General features: G+C 46.3%; 13 protein-coding genes. 8 read left to right on the top strand and 5 right to left on the bottom strand.

Annotated features, from left to right (window positions below):
• Nucleotides 1–4 precede the first annotated feature (4 nt).
• Nucleotides 5–3,184, top strand: a complete 3,180-nt coding sequence (locus BMZ72_RS16500) for an efflux RND transporter permease subunit (protein ID WP_089810241.1) — start codon at nucleotides 5–7, stop codon at nucleotides 3,182–3,184.
• 109 nt (nucleotides 3,185–3,293) lie between these two features.
• On the opposite strand, the gene BMZ72_RS16495 is transcribed toward BMZ72_RS16500, so the two are convergent.
• Together BMZ72_RS16495 and BMZ72_RS16490 are read right to left on the bottom strand one after the other, a co-directional pair.
• Nucleotides 3,294–4,709 (bottom strand): nicotinate phosphoribosyltransferase, encoded by a 1,416-nt coding sequence (locus BMZ72_RS16495; protein ID WP_089810239.1) that lies wholly within the window; start codon nucleotides 4,707–4,709, stop codon nucleotides 3,294–3,296.
• A gap of 11 nt (nucleotides 4,710–4,720) precedes the next feature.
• Nucleotides 4,721–5,632 carry an NUDIX domain-containing protein gene (locus tag BMZ72_RS16490; protein ID WP_089810237.1) on the bottom strand — a complete coding sequence of 304 codons (912 nt, stop codon included), beginning with the start codon at nucleotides 5,630–5,632 and terminating at the stop codon, nucleotides 4,721–4,723.
• A 274-nt stretch (nucleotides 5,633–5,906) separates the two neighbouring features.
• Here BMZ72_RS16490 and BMZ72_RS16485 point away from each other — a divergent pair, with 274 nt between their 5' ends.
• From BMZ72_RS16485 to BMZ72_RS16475, 3 genes are all read left to right on the top strand, one after another.
• On the top strand, nucleotides 5,907–6,716 hold the full coding sequence (locus BMZ72_RS16485) for a helix-turn-helix transcriptional regulator (RefSeq protein WP_089810235.1): 810 nt from the start codon (nucleotides 5,907–5,909) through the stop codon (nucleotides 6,714–6,716).
• A 100-nt stretch (nucleotides 6,717–6,816) separates the two neighbouring features.
• Entirely contained in the window at nucleotides 6,817–7,623 is an 807-nt protein-coding gene (locus BMZ72_RS16480) for an SDR family oxidoreductase (RefSeq protein WP_089810233.1), read from the top strand.
• A gap of 198 nt (nucleotides 7,624–7,821) precedes the next feature.
• Nucleotides 7,822–10,254, top strand: a complete 2,433-nt coding sequence (locus BMZ72_RS16475) for an FtsX-like permease family protein (protein ID WP_089810231.1) — start codon at nucleotides 7,822–7,824, stop codon at nucleotides 10,252–10,254.
• 8 nt (nucleotides 10,255–10,262) lie between these two features.
• Here the strand turns inward: BMZ72_RS16475 and BMZ72_RS16470 are convergent, their stop codons facing one another.
• From BMZ72_RS16470 to BMZ72_RS16460, 3 genes are read right to left on the bottom strand one after another with little or no spacing between them, the layout of a single operon-like run.
• Nucleotides 10,263–10,949: an NUDIX hydrolase gene (locus BMZ72_RS16470; protein ID WP_089810229.1), complete on the bottom strand. Its 687-nt coding sequence runs from the start codon at nucleotides 10,947–10,949 to the stop codon at nucleotides 10,263–10,265.
• 48 nt (nucleotides 10,950–10,997) lie between these two features.
• Nucleotides 10,998–11,408 carry a hypothetical protein gene (locus tag BMZ72_RS16465; RefSeq protein WP_012788275.1) on the bottom strand — a complete coding sequence of 137 codons (411 nt, stop codon included), beginning with the start codon at nucleotides 11,406–11,408 and terminating at the stop codon, nucleotides 10,998–11,000.
• 37 nt (nucleotides 11,409–11,445) lie between these two features.
• Nucleotides 11,446–13,062, bottom strand: coding sequence for a M20/M25/M40 family metallo-hydrolase (locus tag BMZ72_RS16460; RefSeq protein WP_143087714.1), 1,617 nt, complete (start codon nucleotides 13,060–13,062; stop codon nucleotides 11,446–11,448).
• A 251-nt stretch (nucleotides 13,063–13,313) separates the two neighbouring features.
• Here BMZ72_RS16460 and gcvT point away from each other — a divergent pair, with 251 nt between their 5' ends.
• The 4 genes from gcvT (at nucleotide 13,314) to BMZ72_RS16440 (ending at nucleotide 19,665) form a co-directional block, all read left to right on the top strand.
• On the top strand, nucleotides 13,314–14,402 hold the full coding sequence (gcvT, locus tag BMZ72_RS16455) for a glycine cleavage system aminomethyltransferase GcvT (RefSeq protein WP_089810225.1): 1,089 nt from the start codon (nucleotides 13,314–13,316) through the stop codon (nucleotides 14,400–14,402).
• Nucleotides 14,403–14,435: 33 nt separating this feature from the next.
• Nucleotides 14,436–14,909 carry an SRPBCC family protein gene (locus tag BMZ72_RS16450; RefSeq protein WP_089810223.1) on the top strand — a complete coding sequence of 158 codons (474 nt, stop codon included), beginning with the start codon at nucleotides 14,436–14,438 and terminating at the stop codon, nucleotides 14,907–14,909.
• A gap of 89 nt (nucleotides 14,910–14,998) precedes the next feature.
• Nucleotides 14,999–15,727, top strand: coding sequence for a 2-phosphosulfolactate phosphatase (locus tag BMZ72_RS16445; RefSeq protein WP_089810221.1), 729 nt, complete (start codon nucleotides 14,999–15,001; stop codon nucleotides 15,725–15,727).
• Nucleotides 15,728–15,912: 185 nt separating this feature from the next.
• A complete protein-coding gene (locus BMZ72_RS16440; RefSeq protein WP_089810219.1) occupies nucleotides 15,913–19,665 on the top strand; it encodes a DEAD/DEAH box helicase in 3,753 nt (1,250 codons plus the stop codon).
• Nucleotides 19,666–19,667 lie beyond the last annotated feature (2 nt).

The following is a 19,667-nucleotide window of genomic DNA, read 5'->3' as shown; positions in this document are numbered from 1 at the left end:
AACTATGAAGATCACAGAAGTATCCATAAAGCGACCCACGATCGTGGTGGTAGTCTTTACCATCCTGACGCTGCTGGGTGTGATGAGCTATAAGTCACTCAACTATGAGCTGCTGCCGAAGTTTACTTCGCCGGTAGTGACCATTGCCACCGTATATCCCGGTGCTTCCCCTAAAGAGGTGGAAAGTACCATCACCAAAAAGATCGAGGATGCGGTAGCATCAATGGAGAAGATCAAGAAGATCATTTCCAAATCTTCAGAAAGTTTATCTACCGTAACGGTTGAATTGAATAACGATGCAAACGTAGACATCGCCCTGCAGGATGCACAGCGTAAAGTGAACGCAATCCTGTCTGACCTGCCTACTGATGCAAAAGCGCCTTCGCTGAACAAATTCTCCCTGGACGACTTACCGATCATGACACTGTCTGCCACTGCCAATATGGACAGCAAGCAGTTCTATGACCTGATCGATAAAAAACTGCAACCACTCTTATCCCGTTTACCGGGTGTAGCCCAGATCTCCCTGATCGGTGGTCAGGAACGTGAGATCCAGGTAAATATTGATCCAAAGAAACTGGAAGCATATAAACTGTCCATTCTGCAGGTAAGACAGCTGATCACCAACGCGAACCTGGACTTCCCTACCGGTAAGGTGAAAACACAGGATCAGCAGATCCTGGTACGTTTGGCAGGTAAATATAAAGACGTAGATCAGTTGCGTAACCTGGTATTGTCAACCACCGCTACCGGTACCCAGATCCGTCTGAAAGACGTGGCAGATGTACAGGATGCGCAGAAAGATGTGGATCGTCTGGCCCGTGTGGATGGTACCAGCTCCATCGCATTGATGGTACAGAAACAGAATGATGCGAATGCGGTAACCGTGAGTGAGGAAATGAAGAAGGCGATCGCATCCATCGAAAAAGACTATACTGCTGCTAATCTGAAAATATTTATTGCGAACGACTCATCTGACTTTACACTGGAATCAGCTGATTCCGTGATACATGACCTGATCATTGCGATTGTGCTCGTAGCAGCCGTGATGCTGTTGTTCCTGCACAGTATCCGTAGTGCGATCTTCGTAATGATCTCCATCCCGGCTTCCCTGGTAGCAACATTCATCGGTATGAAGCTATTCGGCTTCTCGCTGAACCTGATGTCCTTACTGGGTCTGTCACTGGTAGTAGGTATCCTCGTGGATGATGCGATCGTGGTACTGGAGAATATTTACCGTCACATGGAGATGGGTAAGAATAGGGTACGTGCGGCATTTGATGGTGTGAAAGAGATCGGATTTACCGTAACCTCCATTACCCTGGTAATCGTGGTGGTGTTCCTGCCTATTTCACTGACCAATGAACTGGTATCAAAGATCCTGCGTGAGTTCTGTGTGGTGGTAATGATATCAACGATGCTCAGTTTGCTGTCTTCCTTTATGATCGTACCACTGCTCTCCTCCCGTTTCGGAAAGCTGGAACATATCACCGGTAAGAATTTCTTCGAAAAATTCATTCTCTGGTTTGAGGCACAGCTGCAGAAATTCACTGACTGGATGACGTCTATCCTGAAATGGGCACTGACTCACAAACGCTATACCCTGATCGTTGCGATCGGCCTGCTGGTACTGTCTTTCATGCTGGTAGGTAAAGGTTATATCGGCGGTGAATTTATTCCTAAAGGTGACCGCGGACAGTTCATCGTTGTACTGGAAATGCCAAAGGATGCATCTGTAGAACAGACAAACCAGGCTACCCGCAAAGCGGAAGCATATCTCTCTAAAAAGCCGGAGATCACCCGTTTGATCACAACAGTAGGTCAGACCAGTGAGGATGGTTTTGGTGTGTCCCAGTCTACTGCCTATAAATCAGAGATCACCGTGATGCTCGTAGATGCAGAAGAACGTTTGGATGGTTCTGATATCTATGCAGCAAAAACAAAAGTAGAACTGAGAAAACTGCTGCCAGGTGTGAAACTGAAAACAATGGATGTGAGTATCCTGGGTACTGCGGAAGCTTCTCCTGTAGAGCTGGTGGTAATGGGTACTGATATGGACAGTGTAATGAGTTATGCGAAATCGGCGATGGGCGTACTGTCAACTATCGATGGTACCAGTGACGTGAAACTCTCAGTAGAAGAAGGTAACCCGGAGATCAACGTACAGGTGGACAGAGATAAAATGTCTGCACTGGGGCTGACACTGGAAGGTGTGGGAGGAACAATGCAGACGGCGTTCAGCGGTACCGCAGATGATTCTAAAGTGAAATTCCGTCAGGGTGACTACGAATATGACATCAATATCCGTTTCGATGATTTCGATCGTAAGAACCTGGATGACGTATCAAATATTGAGTTTATCAACAGCCAGGGACAATTGATCCGCTTATCACAATTTGCAACGATCACAGAAGGTTCCGGACCGAGCAGACTGGAAAGAAGGGATAAGAATACCTCTATCTCCGTAAAATCGCTGGTAGTAGGCCGTCCTTCCGGTTCTGTACAGCAGGAGTTTGCCAAGAAACTGGAAACATTGCGTAAGCCGGTGGGTATCAGTTATCTGTGGGCTGGTGATGCAGAAAACCAGGGCGATTCCTTTGGTACACTCGGAGCAGCACTCCTGATCTCTATCGTAATGGTATACCTGATCATGGTGGCGCTGTATGATAACTACATCTATCCTTTTGTAGTATTGTTCTCTATCCCACTGGCGATCATCGGAGCATTGCTGGCACTGGCATTGACGAATAATACACTGAACATCTTCACGATCCTGGGTATGATCATGTTGATCGGTCTGGTGGCGAAGAATGCGATCATCCTTGTGGACTTCACCAATCAGATGAAAGAACAGGGACAGAATACGATGGATGCATTGATCCATGCGAACAATGCACGTCTGCGTCCGATCCTGATGACCACTATTGCGATGGTGATCGGTATGTTGCCAATCGCATTGGCTACCGGTGGTGTGGCGGCGACTAAGAACGGTCTGGCCTGGGTAATCATTGGTGGTCTGATCAGTTCCATGTTCCTGACGCTGATCGTAGTACCGGTGGTCTATAAGATCGTGGATAGCATTATGGACCGCTTTGGCTGGAACAAACCATCTGCTAAACGACTGATCCGTCAACGTCTGGTAGCGCCATATGCAGCGGAAATTGAAGAAGCTTCATTGAATTAATCATAAAGATTTTAGTTACTAATAGTGTAACAGTTGTAGGTTTAAACAATAGGCCGGAGTATTCCTACTCCGGCCTTTTTTGTGTATGGGGGCAATCAATGAAGATGGTTTAAATAGTTGCGTTCTTTCTGATCTCTTCGAAAGAGTATGCTTTTTTGATCTCTCCGTCCTCGAACACAGTTACCAGCTGATCGGCCAGTTCAGGTGCTTCATTTTCAGGAAGAGAAGTATAGGTACCGTTTTCTATTACCAGTTTCTGTTTACCGGATTTAGACTTCTTGAAGGATACGCGGGTATTACCGTTGGCATCAAGTTCCATTGGATTTTTCTGTACGTTGATGGCTTTACCATTCACCTGTGCAAAAGAGCATTTTAAAGCGTATTCCTGTGTATCTCTGTTTACACGTTGTAACAGGGCGCCTCCCATACCCAGTACCAGGTTTTCAGCGCTGATACCGGCCTGTTTAAGGGCTTCGAAGATCGGAGGAATGGAAGAATAGCTAATACCGTCACCTTGTATCACTCTCACCTGTGGTGGCAATACTTTGTAGCCTTTTTCATTGACAGTGTAACCGAAGGTTTCCATCAGGATTTCAAATACTTTCAGCAGGGTCTGAATGGCGTCACCACTATCAGGACGGATCACCAGGGTACCTTGTCTGCCGAGGATCTGTTCTTTCAGTTCAGTGCCCCAGTATTCGCGGCAGGCACGGAGGATATTGTAAGAATCAGATACACAGGCGATCGTACCGGTAGGGAATGCATTCAGTATGTGACGGAATATTTCCAGTTCGCCGTCTTCACCGAGCATGGTCACAATAGAGTGCTCTGTAGCCGGGATAGAAAGACCGGGAGCTGCCGGCGCCTGGTAATAACGTTTGGCAAAAGTAGAAGCGATCAGGGTATCACTACCAGAGAAGTTGATCAGGTGAGCGCTACCACCTATACCCGCGCTTTCTACTGAACTGGCGCCACGGAAACCGAAGTCATTCAGTACGAAATCAATTCCTGCGAATGCAGCTTCGCTGGCGGTCTCATTATAGTATTGTTTAACGGTTTTTTTGATCTCTCTGGAGAGCGTAGCCACTGTACATGGATACCATACCTGCATGAGGAGCGTTTCCAGGAAGTTGGTCACCCAGTAACAGTTTGGATCTGTATTTTCAATGGTCATCAGCACATTACGAACGCCGGTGACTGTTCCTTCCGGTACTGCTTTGATACGGACAGGCAGGCGTCCTCCGTGTTTCTCGACGATATATTCGAAGCGGGTGCGGTCGAATACATCATTACGACCGAAGACTTCCAGCAATGTCGCTTCAGCTTCGTCAATTTTTTCTTTGGTGATAACAGCACCCTGGAGGTATTCCATCAGGAAATACTGGAGTCCGTAGAAGACAGTTTCATTGAATTTACCGCCTCTGCTTTCGAAATAAGAATAGATATATTCTGTACCGGGGATGTAAAGTTTGTGGTGGGAGTATTTGTAGGCATCAGCTAACAAAATGAGGTTTTCCTTTGTCATGATTCGTCAGTTTAGTCGTTTGTAGAATATTTTTCAGCTAATTTTTTTAACAGTGGGATGTGGGTGCTTACGATTTCACCCTGGGTGATCATCGTGGTGATGGCGTCCACTTTTACCCATCTCATATCGGCCAGGTCATCATCAGCGGCAGGTTCTCCAAACAACAGGTCGGTACTGAACAGGGTAGTAATGATCTTGTCAACTTCAGAGCGATAGCGCCAGTCGTCCATTTGTAAAGACAGTTCATATTGCATCGGACTGGTCTCTACGGGGCCACATTCTTCCAGTAATTCTCTTTTAGCGGCAATATCGAAGCTCATATCCTCCGGATCAGTAAAGCCACCTGGCAGGCGCCATCCGCTTTCAGCTGATTTACGTCCGAGGAGCAGTTCGCTACGGTTGTTCCGGAACAACGCGATATCAACGGTCGGATATACTTTCGGATAAAGGTTATATGTGCTATAGATGATACCGGCACGGAATTCTTCTGTATCAAACACTTTATCGGAGATCGCTTCTCTTTGAGCGGTTGCATTGAAATCCTGTACCGGAGGTAAGTCCGCTGTAGGGAAACGGCCGGAATAGAATGGGATGAAACTATCGCGGCTACCATACAGGATGAATGATTCATTATTGAAGTTATTGCCCAGCATTTCGTCCAGTTTACGGGACCATCCTTTATCGGAAGGCTGGTCGCTTAAAGGCAGCACAATTACTTCCGGAAACAACTTCTTGATCATGCGCTCGCGGGTATAATAATCCAGCGGGTTTTTGCGGCCCCCCTTGATTGGGCTAACGCCAAGTACGATGATCAGCCTGTTATGTTTGGCCTTTACTTCTTTGATCAGTTGCAGATGCCCTTCGTGCAGGGAAGGTGTCTGGAACCTTGCTATTATTACTCCTGTAGGCTTTAGCGTTGTCATAGAATATTGTTTTGTGTATTTGTTACACAAATGTATATAAGTTTGTTATATGAGCAAAATATTTTCTGTACTTTTTACACAAATACCCTCTTCATGGAGGATGAAATGGCAGTGGATTCATTTTAAAGGGTTGTTTTTGAGAAGCTTGTGAATATAAAAAAAATTTTTGTTTTCCTCTCCTCTACTGAGCTTCTCACGAAAGTAAATTTGAGCTTTGTACGAAAACGGCGTAACAGAATAATCTTCAACTTTGTGGTGTGCTTAAACGCTGGATATGGAAAAGCAGATTTATGCGGAGGATAAATTACCAGGTATTCTGTATTCCCACCTTGATTGCAGGGAGATGGTGGGAGAACAGTTTGTAATAGAACATGGGGTGTGTTATATGTTTTCCGGTGTGTTCAAAGTAGCGGATGCGATGGCAAGTACTGCCTTCAGGGCAGGTGAAATGCTGTTTTTCCGTAAGAACTTTCTGGCAAAGTTTGTGAAACATCCTGAGGATGGGCTTGATTTCAGATCTATTGCGGTGGTCTTTGACCGGGAGTTTTTGCTGGAATTTAATAAGGAACATGGGTATGTCTTTGAAACCCCTTACCCTACCAACCGTGCAGTGTTGAAACTGGAGCCCGATATCCTGATAAAGAACTTCTTTGAGACGCTGGCGCATTATTTTGACTCCTCCCTGCACGAGCATCTTGCCAAACTAAAGAAAAAGGAACTGCTGCTCCTGCTACTCCAGTTACAACCGGAGCTGAAGAATGTGTTCTTCGATTTCAGCATACCAGGCAAGATAGACCTGGAGGTTTTTATGCAGCAGAACTATCGTTTTAATGTAGATATGAAAAGGCTGGCTTTCCTGACTGGTAGAAGTCTGGCCACCTTTAAGCGCGATTTTCAGAAAACATTCCATACTACGCCTAATCGCTGGCTGCAGCAGCGAAGGCTGGAAGAGGCGCATTACCTGCTGAAGGAAAAGCAGAAACGTCCGTCAGACGTGTACCAGGAAGTTGGCTTTGAAAGCCTCTCCCACTTCTCTTATGCTTTTAAGCAGTTTTTTGGTGTCAATCCATCCAGTATTCATTAAGTAATCCATCATTTAATAATGGCAGACCTGCCGGGAGACGATCATTTCCCGAATGGGAAAGGTATGCCTGATTCTTTCAAAAAAACTAAGCAGATCACATATGAAAAAGGTCATTTTTATCACCGGTGCATCCACCGGATTAGGAAAGGTAACGGCGCAATTATTTGCAGCAAAAGGTTGGACGGTGATCGCTACCATGCGTGATCCTTCACAGGCAAAAGATCTCGATCATGAGAACATCCAGATCTTGCCGCTGGACGTAACCAACCCGGCACAGATAGCAGAAACGGCGAAACAGGTAACCGCAGGCGGACCTGTGGACGTCGTATCCAATAATGCAGGTTACGGATTAGTGGGCGCGTTGGAAGCGCTGACAGATGAACAGATTGTAAGACAGCTGGATACCAATACGCTGGGTGTAATAAGGGTAACGAAAGCGTTTGTGCCTTACCTGCGTGCACAGGGAAGAGGATTGATCATCAATACGACGTCCATCGCCGGATTGACCACTTACCCATTGGGGTCCCTGTATCATGCCAGTAAATGGGCAATAGAAGGTTGGAGCGAGAGCATGTCATTTGAGCTGGCTCCACATAATATCCGCATTAAAACGGTATCTCCCGGTGGCATCACGACTGATTTTATGGGTCGTTCCCTCGATCTGGCGCAGCATGAAGCCTATACTCCTTTGTTCAATAAACTAATGGCAGGTATGGATGGCGATAATTCGATCATACATTTCAGTACGCCTGAACAGATCGCAGAAGTGGTGTATGAAGCGGCTACCGATGATAAAGACCAGTTACGCTACCTCGCCGGACCAGATGCAAAAGCGGCTTATGCCCGCCGTGTAGAAATCGGTGCGGAAGCTTTCAGACAGGAAGTAGCTGAAAGATTTGCTGTATAATTAATCCGCTATGTATGTATAGAAAGCCGGGATACTCCTCCCGACTTTCTGCATTATATTATATTGCTGTTCAAAAGTGAACAGGTGTTGTCCGGTAAACGCACATTGCAGCTCATCTGATTGATTGTATTTTATTGATAATGAATCTGTTTTGTTTTTGACCTGCTTTTTGCTCCGCTGGTAGTAATTCCCCTGATTATGATGAACAGCAACTTCAAACTTTCTTTCCGCGCCCTTTGGAAGAATAAGTCATTCTCCCTGATCAATATACTGGGACTGGCAGTAGGCATCGCAGCCAGTTTGCTCATCTTCCTGGTCATTCATTATGAAAAAAGCTATGATACTTATCAGAGCCGGTATGATCGTATTGCCAGAATGGTAACGATAGACCATAATCCGACTACCGGAGAGGTGACAGGTTCGCATAGCATGGCTCCCCGTCCGCTGGCGGATGCTTTACGTCGGGACTTTCCGGGATTGGAGAAGGTTGCTGCGATGCAGGGTGTTGGTTCTGCACAGTTTTATATACCGGTGCAGGGACAGGAGGAAAAGAAATACAAGGTAGAAAGCGGTGTCTTCTTCGCCGAACAATCCCTGTACGACATCTTTGATTTTAGCTGGATAGTTGGTAATACAAAAGGATTGGAAGAACCCAATACCACGGTGGTCAATGAGTCGATCGCCCGCAGGTTTTTTGGTACACCTGAAGGCGCCATTGGTAAAACCGTTCAGATGTGGTCCTATCGGGTGCCATTGCGTATTACCGGGGTATTTAAAGATTTGCCGGAAAACACAGATGTGCCGGTGTGTATTGGCGCTTCTTATCCGACATTCAGGAATCTGATAGGAGAAAAGGACTGGGGCGACTGGCGTAGTCTGGGCGGTGGCACGCAGCTATTTGCATTGTTGTCACCTAACCAGGAGATCGCTAAGTTACAGGCGCAGAGTGCGGCCTTTGTGAAAAGGAATTACCGCGAAGAACAGGAACATGCGCTGACGCGGATAGACCTGCGTTTTCAACCAATGCGTGAAGTGCATGTCGACAAGCGTTTTGATACACTGAAGAAAGATAATATGAGTCCGCAGGAGCTGTGGGGGATGATGTTGATCGGCACTTTTTTACTAATGGTCGCCTGCGTGAATTTCATCAATCTGGCGACCGCCCAATCCATTAATCGTGCAAAAGAGATTGGCGTAAGAAAGGTACTGGGTAGCGATCGCGCTCAACTGATCAAACAGTTCCTGCAGGAGACGGCAATAATTACAGCACTGGCAGTTGTATTGGGAAGTCTGATGGCCCTGATAGCGACACCGTACCTGAGTACCCTTATGGGTAAGCAGCTGTCGATGAACATATTTCATTCCCCTGCCATTCTCCTGTTCCTGGTGATCATTGGTCTGGTAGTGACTTTACTGGCCGGCTTCTACCCTGCCCTGGTGCTGTCCGGGTTTAATCCGCTGATGGCGATCAAGAGCAGGATCAGTAACCGTACAGTAGGTGGTATTTCCCTGCGTCGCGGACTGGTCGTATTTCAGTTCGTCATTGCCCAGCTGCTGGTGATTGGTACCCTGGTCGTTATTAAACAGATGTCCTTCTTCCGGAATAAGTCTCTGGGATTTGAGAAGGAGGCGGTGGTAATGGTGGATCTGCCAAGTGACAGCTCATTGAAAATGAGATATCCTTATCTGGTGGCGGAGATGAATAAGCTGAAAGGTGTGGAAGCGACCAGTTTATGCTGGACTGCGCCGGCCTCTAATGCCATACAGTACAGTGACTTCTATTTTAACAATGACACGGAGAAACAGCCTTATTCTGCAAAGCGGCTGTATGGTGACTCCGCCTATTATAACCTCTTCAAAATGAGTCTGGCAGCAGGGCGCCTGCCATTCCCCAGTGATACGGTCAGGGAATTGATGATCAATGAAACACTGGTTAAAAAGCTGGGGTTAAAATCATCTGAAGATGTCCTTGGCAAAACGCTCAGGTTTACCGGAGGGCAGGCTTATCCTATTGTGGGTGTCGTCAAAGATTTTAATGATAATTCTCTGCGGGATGGTATTTCGCCTATTGTGCTTTCACCGGACTTTAACGGTTATGGTACCTTAGCCCTGCGTCTCCGCAAGGATGAAGTGAATGCGACACTGAAGGCGATAGAAAAACGGTTCAAAGAGATCTATCCGACCTATATGTATGATCTGACGTTCGTAGATGACAGTATCAGGAGCTTTTATAGCAATGAGGCGCTGATAGCCAAGCTATTCCAGATATTCGCTATACTGGCGATCTTTATATCAAGTCTGGGCCTTTACGGGCTGGTATCGTTCATGGCGGTGCAGAAAACGAAGGAGGTGGGTATCCGGAAAGTGCTGGGTGCTTCTATTCAAAGCATTCTGTATCTGTTTTCCAGGGAGTTTACCATCCTGATAGGCATTGCATTTCTGATTGCCACACCGGCAGCATACTATTTTATGCATCGCTGGTTGTCAGGATTCCATTACCATACTGACATGGGCTGGGAGATCTTCCTGCTGGCGATCGTATTGTCGCTGGTGATTGCCTGGCTGACAGTAGGATACAAAGCTGTAAGGGCCGCTACAGCCAATCCGGTAAAGAGTCTGAGAGCGGAATAGACCGTTCCTCAGATCTCGAATGTGATACCTTCTTTTTTCAGCTGGAAATAACGCTCTTCATTGAAGCTGTAGAGCTTTGCGGGCCTGCCGGCAGAAGGGTGTTTCTGCTTTTCGTTATGACCTTTCAGTATGCCAAGGTGATTGATCTTTTTCTGGAAATTCCGGCGATCGATAGGCCTGTCCAGGACTGTTTCATACAATTTTTCCAGGTCAGAGATCGGGAATTTATTGTCCAGGAGTTCGAAGCCGATAGGTTCATACCTGATCTTGGCGCGTAATCGCTGGATAGCTGCATCGACCACGATAGCGTGGTCAAAGGCCAGATCGGGCAGTTTTTTGATATCGAACCAGTTGGCATCTTCTGCATCAGAGCTGGCAGCCAGTTTGAAGTTGGTCGGATTTACCAGACCGAAGTAAGCAACAGAAACGATTCTGCCGCGCGGGTCTCTTTCCGGCGCGCCAAATGTATAGAGTTGTTCAAGGTAATTGATATGCACACCCGCTTCCGTCAATAACTCACGGGTCACAGCTTCTTCAAGTGTTTCCCCGTCAATGACGAAACCTCCGGGCAATGCCCAGCGGTGCATAAAAGGTGGAATGGTGCGTTTGATGAGCAGTACGGAAATACTTTCTTTGGCCGTGTAGCCGAAGACCACCGCATCCACACAGAGTCTTATGTTTTGCTTAGGTTCCAAATCCAGTTCTAAAAATTATCGCCGGTGATAGTAGCCCGGCATAAAAACCTACATATTAATATAGTGTTCCACCTGTGTTGTGTCTCTTTTTAAATTAAGGAACAGGGGATTTTTCATCGGGTCGAAAATGATGATCACATTTGCTGCTGCCGGGGTTGTTGGTTCCGGCATATCGATACTTACCTGCTGTCTGTTATTCCTGCGGAATTGCAGGACGTCTTTATCTGCTACGTGACGCACAAAACCATGGCGTTCCAGATAGGAGATCAGCTGCTGTTTACGTACCAGGATCGAGTCTGTCTCCGGATTGCCGGCGACAGGTTTTACCTCACGCACAACGTAGCATTTTTCTGTAATGACATCGAGTTTGGTTTCATCATTATTCTCTTCACGCGTACGTGTCTGATTACACGAAAAGCTAAATACTGCCAGACCCAATATGAACAAAACAGGCTTCATACAACGATATTAAGGGATGCAAGATATTATAAAACGGTCAGAATTGGATATCAAATACTTTTTCACTGTCTTCCCTCCTGACTTTCACAGTGGTTTTGTCGCCTTTTTTAAAGCCAGACAATGCCTGCATATAATCTTCCAGGTTAACAATCGTGTGTGGGCCCAGTTCGACGATCACGTCATTTGCAAGTATACCTGCTTTGCTGGCGGGTTTGTTATCTGATACGCCATCTACCTTTACACCTGGTTTCTGCCAGGTATAGTCCGGCATGATACCCAGCGTAACAGTAAAACGCGCACTGGTGGAAGTTTGTTTATCGCGGGTTCTGGTAAATGCCAGTTTATCCATACCGTTCGTTTTCTCTATCAGCTCGTATACTACTTTCAGTACGGTCAGCTCGCCATCGTAATTGATCTTGGTAGCTTCATCTGAAGGTTTATGATAGTCGCTGTGTGTACCGGTAAAGAAAAACAGTACGGGTACATTTTTCAGATAGAAGGAAGTATGATCAGACGGTCCGGTGCCGGATGAGTCGTAGGTAGTACGGATGCTGGCGGGGATGGTCTGTTGCAGTAATGCCGGCCATACCGGGGAGGTACCGATCCCTCCTACTTCCAGGCCTTTGGCAGGGTCCAGTCTTCCGATCATGTCCATGTTGATCATGTAGTTGAAAGACGATGGTGGTATGGAACTGTGTTCTGTGAAATATTTAGATCCAAAGAGGCCCAGTTCTTCGCCGGAAAAGGCGACAAACAAGTAGTTGTATTGCTGGAGTCTGGATGCTTTCAGTTGTCTTGCCAGTTCAAGGAGCGCAGCGGTACCGCTGGCATTGTCATCGGCGCCATGATGAATGGTCTGGTCATTGGGTGACAGGGAGTTATGATCTTCACCATGACCCAGGTGATCGAAATGTGCACCAATGACGATGGTGCTGGCGGCCTTGTTGTCTATATGTCCGACAACGTTTGTACCTGTACGTCTGCCGGAAGCAAAATCCACCTGCATATCTATCCTGAGATCCTCCGCATCATCCAGCACTTTACTGATTTCGCTGTTAACCCACATAACGGGAATTTTCAGCGGTTCAACGGGGATAGATAGCCACTTCTGTACATCTTTGGGCGTCTCCGTCCCATTATAAAAGATCACGCCGGTAGCGCCCGCTTTGGCTGCTTCTCTGGCGTTCTGCCTGTAGATCTCCAGTGGATCGGCATGGGGGGACATTTCAAAATCTTTGACGTTGAAGAGCCAGATATTATCTGGTTCATTGACGTCGGGAAGCACATCTCCTTTAGCGCTCTTTTGCGCGCTGAAGGGCATTGGTATGAACTGTTCGCCTGGCGTGAGTGTGGATTTGTTGATGGTCAGATGGGAGGTAGTGGCAATCAGTTTGCCTTCACTTACCAGGAATGTCTGGAGGTAGCCGCTGTCACCGGCGGGCGACAGACCGGCCAGTTTCATCTGGCTGGCAATATATTCAGCAGCGAGTTGTTCGCCGGGAGTGCCGGTACGGCGTCCTTCCAGTTTATCGCTGGCGAGATAGGTGATATGAGTTTGTAGGTTGCCTAATGTTTTACGATCGGCCTTTTTCTGGGCGTTAAGCTGCGTAGTAAAGGGTAATAACAGTGCCAACAGGCATGTGGTGTGCTTCACAGTTGTTGTTTTTTTAAAGTCCACGGATAGTGCCGGCAGACCTGGTTCCATTTGCAAAGATACGTATCTAAGTAGCTGGTTAGCAACGAACGCCCTGATTTACCGGCAATGCACTGCTTACGGGGAGGCAATTATTGCACCAAAAACACTATTTACCCACCGAATTTGGAAAATCAACCTATTTTTGCGGGGCTTAAACAAAACTTGAACCTAAAAGCATACCCAAAACAGAACCGATCATTAGTTTATTTATGAAGAACACACCATTTACACACAAGCACACAGCGCTGGGCGCTAAGATGGCTCCTTTTGCGGGGTATAACATGCCTATTTCCTACACTGGTATTAATGAAGAACACCTGACAGTCAGGAATAATGCTGGGGTGTTTGATGTAAGCCATATGGGTGAGTTCATCCTGAAGGGAGAGCATGCACTGGACCTGATCCAGCGTGTAACCACCAATGACGCTTCCAAGCTGACGGTAGGTAAGGCGCAATACAGTTGTTTACCTAATGAGGAAGGCGGTATTGTGGATGATTTGCTGGTATATTGCATTGAAGAGAACAACGTATATATGCTTGTGGTGAATGCGAGCAATATAGAAAAGGACTGGAACTGGATCAGCAAGTTCAATACAAAGGGTGTGGAAATGCACAATATTTCTGATAAAACCTGTCTGCTGGCTATCCAGGGGCCTAATGCTGCGAGTATTTTACAACCGTTGACAACTGTGGAGCTGGTAAACCTGAAATATTACACTTTCGCCAAAGGCGAATTTGCAGGTGTACCTAATGTGGTGATCAGTGCAACTGGTTATACCGGTGCAGGTGGTATTGAGATCTATTTTGAAGATAAAGATGGTGCAGCTGATAAGATCTGGGATGCTATTTTTGAGGTAGGCGGTCCGAAGGGTCTGAAGCCGATAGGTCTGGCAGCACGTGACACCCTGCGTCTGGAAATGGGTTTCTGTCTGTACGGTAACGATATCGACGATACCACTTCTCCAATGGAGGCTGGTCTGGGCTGGATCACCAAATTTACCAAGGAATTTACTTCCCGTGAGAAATTCGAGCAGCAGAAAGCAGCTGGCGTGACCAGCAAACTGGTTGGTTTTGAAATGGTTGACAAGGGTATTCCGCGTCACGACTACGAGATCAAGGATGCAGCAGGCCAGGTGATCGGTAAAGTAACTTCCGGTACACAGTCACCTTCTATGCAGAAAGCGATCGGTCTGGGATACGTAAAAACCGAGTTTGCAGCCCAGGATTCAGAAATTTTTATTGCCGTAAGGGATAAATTATTGAAAGCCAAAGTTGTGAAGGTGCCATTTTTGAGTTAAGTTGGCTAAATTGCAAAAAACCATATCTATTCTATGCCGACAATTCATGTCACAACCGTAATTTATGCTCCCCTGGAGCGGGTCTTTGACCTGAGCCGGAGTATAACTGTGCATAAGCGCAGTATGTCGCATATGCAGGAAGCAGCAATCAAAGGCCGTTCAAACGGACTTATAGAGAAGGATGAAACGGTAACCTGGCAGGCTAAGCACCTGGGTAAGTTGCGGCAGCTAACCACCCGTATGACAGAAATACGTAAAAAAGAGTATTTCTGCGATGAAATGGTAGCTGGTGATTTTACCTATATGAAACATGAGCATCATTTTAAGGAGATAGGCAATGGTACAGTAGCAATTGACATCATGGAATTTGGTATGCCGTATGGATGGTTCGGAAGATTGTTAGAGCGATTTTATGTGCATAAGTATATGACCGAACTGCTAAGAATACGGAATAGCGTAATAAAAGATTATGCGGAGACTGAAAAGTGGAGAGTAATATTAGATTGAATTAACAGTTAAGAATTAGTAATTAAGCATGGGAGCTATTTGCGCTGTAAGTGCTTAATTATTAATTCTTAATTCCTAATTGACGAATAATGGGAGAGCAGAAACCAGGACTGGAAGTGTGTTTATCACCGGCTTTATTGCATTTGTATGATGTGAAGAATAGTATTGTGGTGATCATTGACGTATTGAGAGCTACGTCTACGATTTGTACTGTATTATACAATGGCGCCAGCCGTGTAATACCAGTAGCCACCGTACCGGAATGTGTCAGCATCGGCGAACAGCTGGGCGAGAATGCCATTACTGCCGGAGAAAGAGACGGAAAGATAGCGGAAGGTCTGTTGCATGGAAACTCTCCTTTTGAATACCCCAGAGAATTTATACAGGATAAAACACTGGTACTGACCACTACAAATGGTACCAAGCTGTTGCATATGGCCAAAGACGCCATAGCGATCATCACCGGTTCCTTCCCGAACATATCTGCCGTTTGTGATTACCTGATCGCACAGGGCAAACCTGTCATTCTTGGTTGCGCTGCCTGGAAAGACCGCGTTAATATGGAAGATACCTTGTTTGCCGGAGCGGTGGTTAACCGTATCAAAGATCATTTCACGGTGGATTGTGACTCTGCTGTCGCGGCAGAGGCATTATACATTACTTCAAAAGACAATATCCACGAAGTAATGAAGCAGGCATCCCACTACAAACGTCTCGCAAAATTCGGTCTGGAGAAAGATATCCGGTACTGTCTGACCCCGGATGGCGCCAATGTGCTGCCTATTTACCGAAATGGAGAGCTTGTAGCTGCGGAATAGCCGCAAGATAATTTCTTTTCATAAAGTGTTTGTTTCTGGAAGTGATGCGATGTAGTGTAGACACTACTCAAGCTGTAGCTTTTTAGAATTTTTCTGCGTACTTTTGTGAATTGCCTTTTCATCAGCTGCTAAATATTTTAGCGTTTAACCCAGGCTGATAAATAAACCGGGCAATTTGAGAAACTATGTCGCTGCCCCAGTTGCTAAAATACGTTTATAATAACGGAACCGATGAGGTGATCCGTAGGGGGAAGCGCATCTTTGCGACTGGTGGTGTGGAGTTGTTAGAAGCTGATCCGGTTTTGAAATCAGCCACGTTCCGGGTAAAGAGCGATACCCATGCGAATTATTATCGCGTTTCAATCAGCAAGTATCACGAGACGAGCAATATGTCCGTCCGTTGTCAATGTCCCTACAACCTGGGAGACATCTGCCGGCATGAAGCCGCAGCAATGTTCCAGTTGCAGGAAATGCTGGACAAAAATCACTTCGAAAGCTACGATACACAATATAACCAGCAACATACGCTGGTAAAGATGAAGTTTATTGATCTGAAATCGCTTAAACTCCTGACTTCCAATGAAATATTTGCAGAAGCAGAGAAAATGGCCAAACCGGCTAAAGCGGTTAAGATCGCATCCGCCAAGGATGAAAAGGTCGAAGCCACACTGAAATATGAAGGGCAGGAATATCCCATGATCATACAGCGGAATGAAGAACGCTTCTTCGATACCGCCTGTAACTGTGATGAAACAGAGCATGCCATCTGTAAACACAAGACCGCCCTGTTCCTGCATCTTTTAAATAATCACGGTCCATACTATTTCGATACCCTGCGTAACTGGGACAAGGAAAAGAATAAACTGCTTGCCTTGTACGGGTACTCGCTGGATGATAACCTGGAAGGGAAATTTACTTTCACTTACATGGAAGGTAAACCCTATCTGCGTGTATTGGATCCCGCTATCAAAAGAGTGGATGGTGTGGCAACCAGCAGACAGGCAGCTGCCGCAGCGCCTCCCCCGCCAACAGAAGAAACGAATACCATTACCCAGCGTATTGGTGTGGTTTTCAACGCGAACGAACCATTATATCCGTTCTTCCGGATCGACCTGGTAAGTGGTGAAATAAATGACGAACAACGTGAATTTGTATCATTAGTCAATAAACTGGATCTGACCAAGTATGTTGACTTCTACCTATATAAAGAAGCTGATCGTGACCTGATCACGCCTGTGCGTAAGGTACAGGGCATGGAGGTTAGCAAATTCCTTAGTAAGAACTCCCCTTTTGCGGGTATCTGGGAGAATATCACCCATGACCATAACGAATCCGATCTGCCAACAGAAACCAAAGAACTGATGCTGGAATACCTGCATCCGAAACTGGCGAAACTGTTTCCGCAGATGGCTGCGCATGGCTTGTTATTCCTCCTGCCTAACAGACAGCAGTTCAAGACTAAAAATCTTCAGCAGATCCACCTGGCCGGAGACAGATTACAGCCTGTGTTTAAAACACATACGCTGAATGATGCGATTGAGGTGACCTGTCATCTGGAGATTGAAGGAGAACTGGTGAATGTTTCTGAAAATGAGTGGGATAGCTCTATCCTGTTCCTGAAGAACAAGGTCTTATACCTTTTCGAAAATCCACAGGATGCACTGCATATCGAATTATTCCGCGAGAGCGGGAAAATCCGTATTCCTGCCGATCAGTGGAGCACTTATCTGCAGGATTATCTCTTACCGCTGAGCAAACAGTATCAGATACAGTTTGATAATTCGCTGCTGGCGGAAGTAGACGATATATTACCGGAATGCAGGGTATTCCTGCGTGAGGTAGGCGAGACATTTATTATCCAACCAGGATTTGCTTATCATGGCCAGGAAGTGGAATGGAATGGCGACGGTAAGATCACGGTACAGGAAGGTAATAAGGTCCTCATCATCCACAGAAATAAGGAGGCTGAGCAGCAATTCGTAGAAAAGCTGAGCGGTCTGCATACGAACTTCTCCCAGCCTAATACCAATAACTACTTCTATCTGAAGGCAAAAGAAGCGCTGAAGAACAACTGGTTCTTCCTCTTCTTTGATACGCTGAAGGAAATGAATGTGCGTGTATTCGGTTTTGAGAACCTGAAAAACTTCAAATTCAGCGCTCATAAACCAGTGACCAATCTGCAGATCAGTTCCGGCATTGACTGGTTTGATGCGCAGATCGAGGTGACTTATGGCGATCAGAAGGTAAGTATCAGGGAAATCAAGCAGGCGCTGGCAGGTAAACAGAACTATGTGCAACTGGCGGACGGTTCACTGGGGCTGCTGCCGGAGGAGTGGTTGAAGAAGTACTCTCTGTTATTCAAGATCGGTGAGGAAAAGGATAAAGGTGCGCTGAAACTGAGCAAGTATAACTTCAGCGTGATCGATGAACTGTATGAGTTCATTGATGATGAGGCAGTATTGATGGAACTGGAACAGAAGCGTCGTAAACTGCTTCAGTTTGACGAGATCCGTAATATACAGCTGCCGCATAACCTGCATGCAACACTGCGTCCTTACCAGGAAAGCGGTTTCCAGTGGCTGAACTACCTCGATGAAGTGAAGTGGGGAGGTATCCTGGCTGATGATATGGGTCTTGGTAAGACCATTCAGGCGCTGACATTCATCCAGCATTATAAGAATAAGCACGATGATAAATGTCTGGCACTGGTAGTATGCCCTACGACGCTGATCTATAACTGGGAAAATGAGATCCGTAAGTTTACGCCGAGTATGACTTATCATATTCATCACGGTCCTACCCGTTTGAAAACAGCGGAAGAACTGATGAAATTTGATATCCTGATCACCACATATGGTACACTGCGCAGTGATGTACAGACGCTGATGAAACTGGATCTGGATTATGTGGTACTGGATGAATCGCAGGCGATCAAGAACCCGCAGAGTAAAGTAACCAAAGCGGCCCAATTGCTGAATACCAGGAACAAACTGGCATTGAGTGGTACGCCGATGCAGAATAATACATTTGATATCTATGCGCAGATGAACTTCCTGAACCCGGGTATGCTGGGTAGCGTGGACTTCTTCCGTAATGAATTTGCTACACCGATAGACAAGTTTCAGGATGAAGAACGTAAGGACCATCTGCGTAAGCTGATCTATCCGTTCATCCTGCGCCGTACGAAAGAGCAGGTGGCAAAAGAACTGCCTGAGAAGATCGAAACGGTGATCTTCTGTGAAATGGATGCTGAGCAGCGGCATATCTATGACGCATATCGCAACTCTTACCGTTCCAAGATCCTGGGTGTTATTGAAGACCAGGGTATGGAACGTTCGCAGCTGACGATCCTCCAGGGTCTGATGAAGCTGCGTCAGATCTGTGACTCTCCGGCTATCCTGAATGAGGCGGAACAGTATCCGAACCATTCTGTTAAGCTGCATGAGCTGACCCGTGAGATGAGTGAGAATATCAGTAATCACAAAGTGTTGATCTTCTCTCAGTTCCTGGGGATGCTGGGGCTGATCCGTGAGAAGCTGCAACACATGAAAGTGCCGTTTGAGTATTTTGATGGTAGTACTTCCGCTACAGAGCGTGAACGCGCAATTCAGAATTTCCAGACGAATGATGATTGCAGGGTGTTCCTGATTTCCCTGAAAGCGGGTGGTGTGGGTCTTAACCTGACGGCGGCTGACTATGTATATATCGTTGATCCATGGTGGAACCCGGCAGTAGAGCAACAGGCAATTGACCGTACTCACCGTATTGGACAGACGAAGAACATCTTCGCTTACAGGATGATCTGTAAGGACACCGTTGAGGAAAAGATCCTGCAGTTACAGGAGCGTAAGAAATCACTGGTAAAAGAGATCATCGCAGATGATTCCGGATTTGTGAAGAAACTGACGAAAGAGGATGTATTGTACCTTTTCAGTTAAAA

Origin of the sequence: Chitinophaga sp. YR627 (genome assembly GCF_900114995.1) — a bacterium.
Lineage (GTDB): Bacteria > Bacteroidota > Bacteroidia > Chitinophagales > Chitinophagaceae > Chitinophaga.
This window is presented reverse-complemented; position numbering and strand designations above follow the sequence as displayed.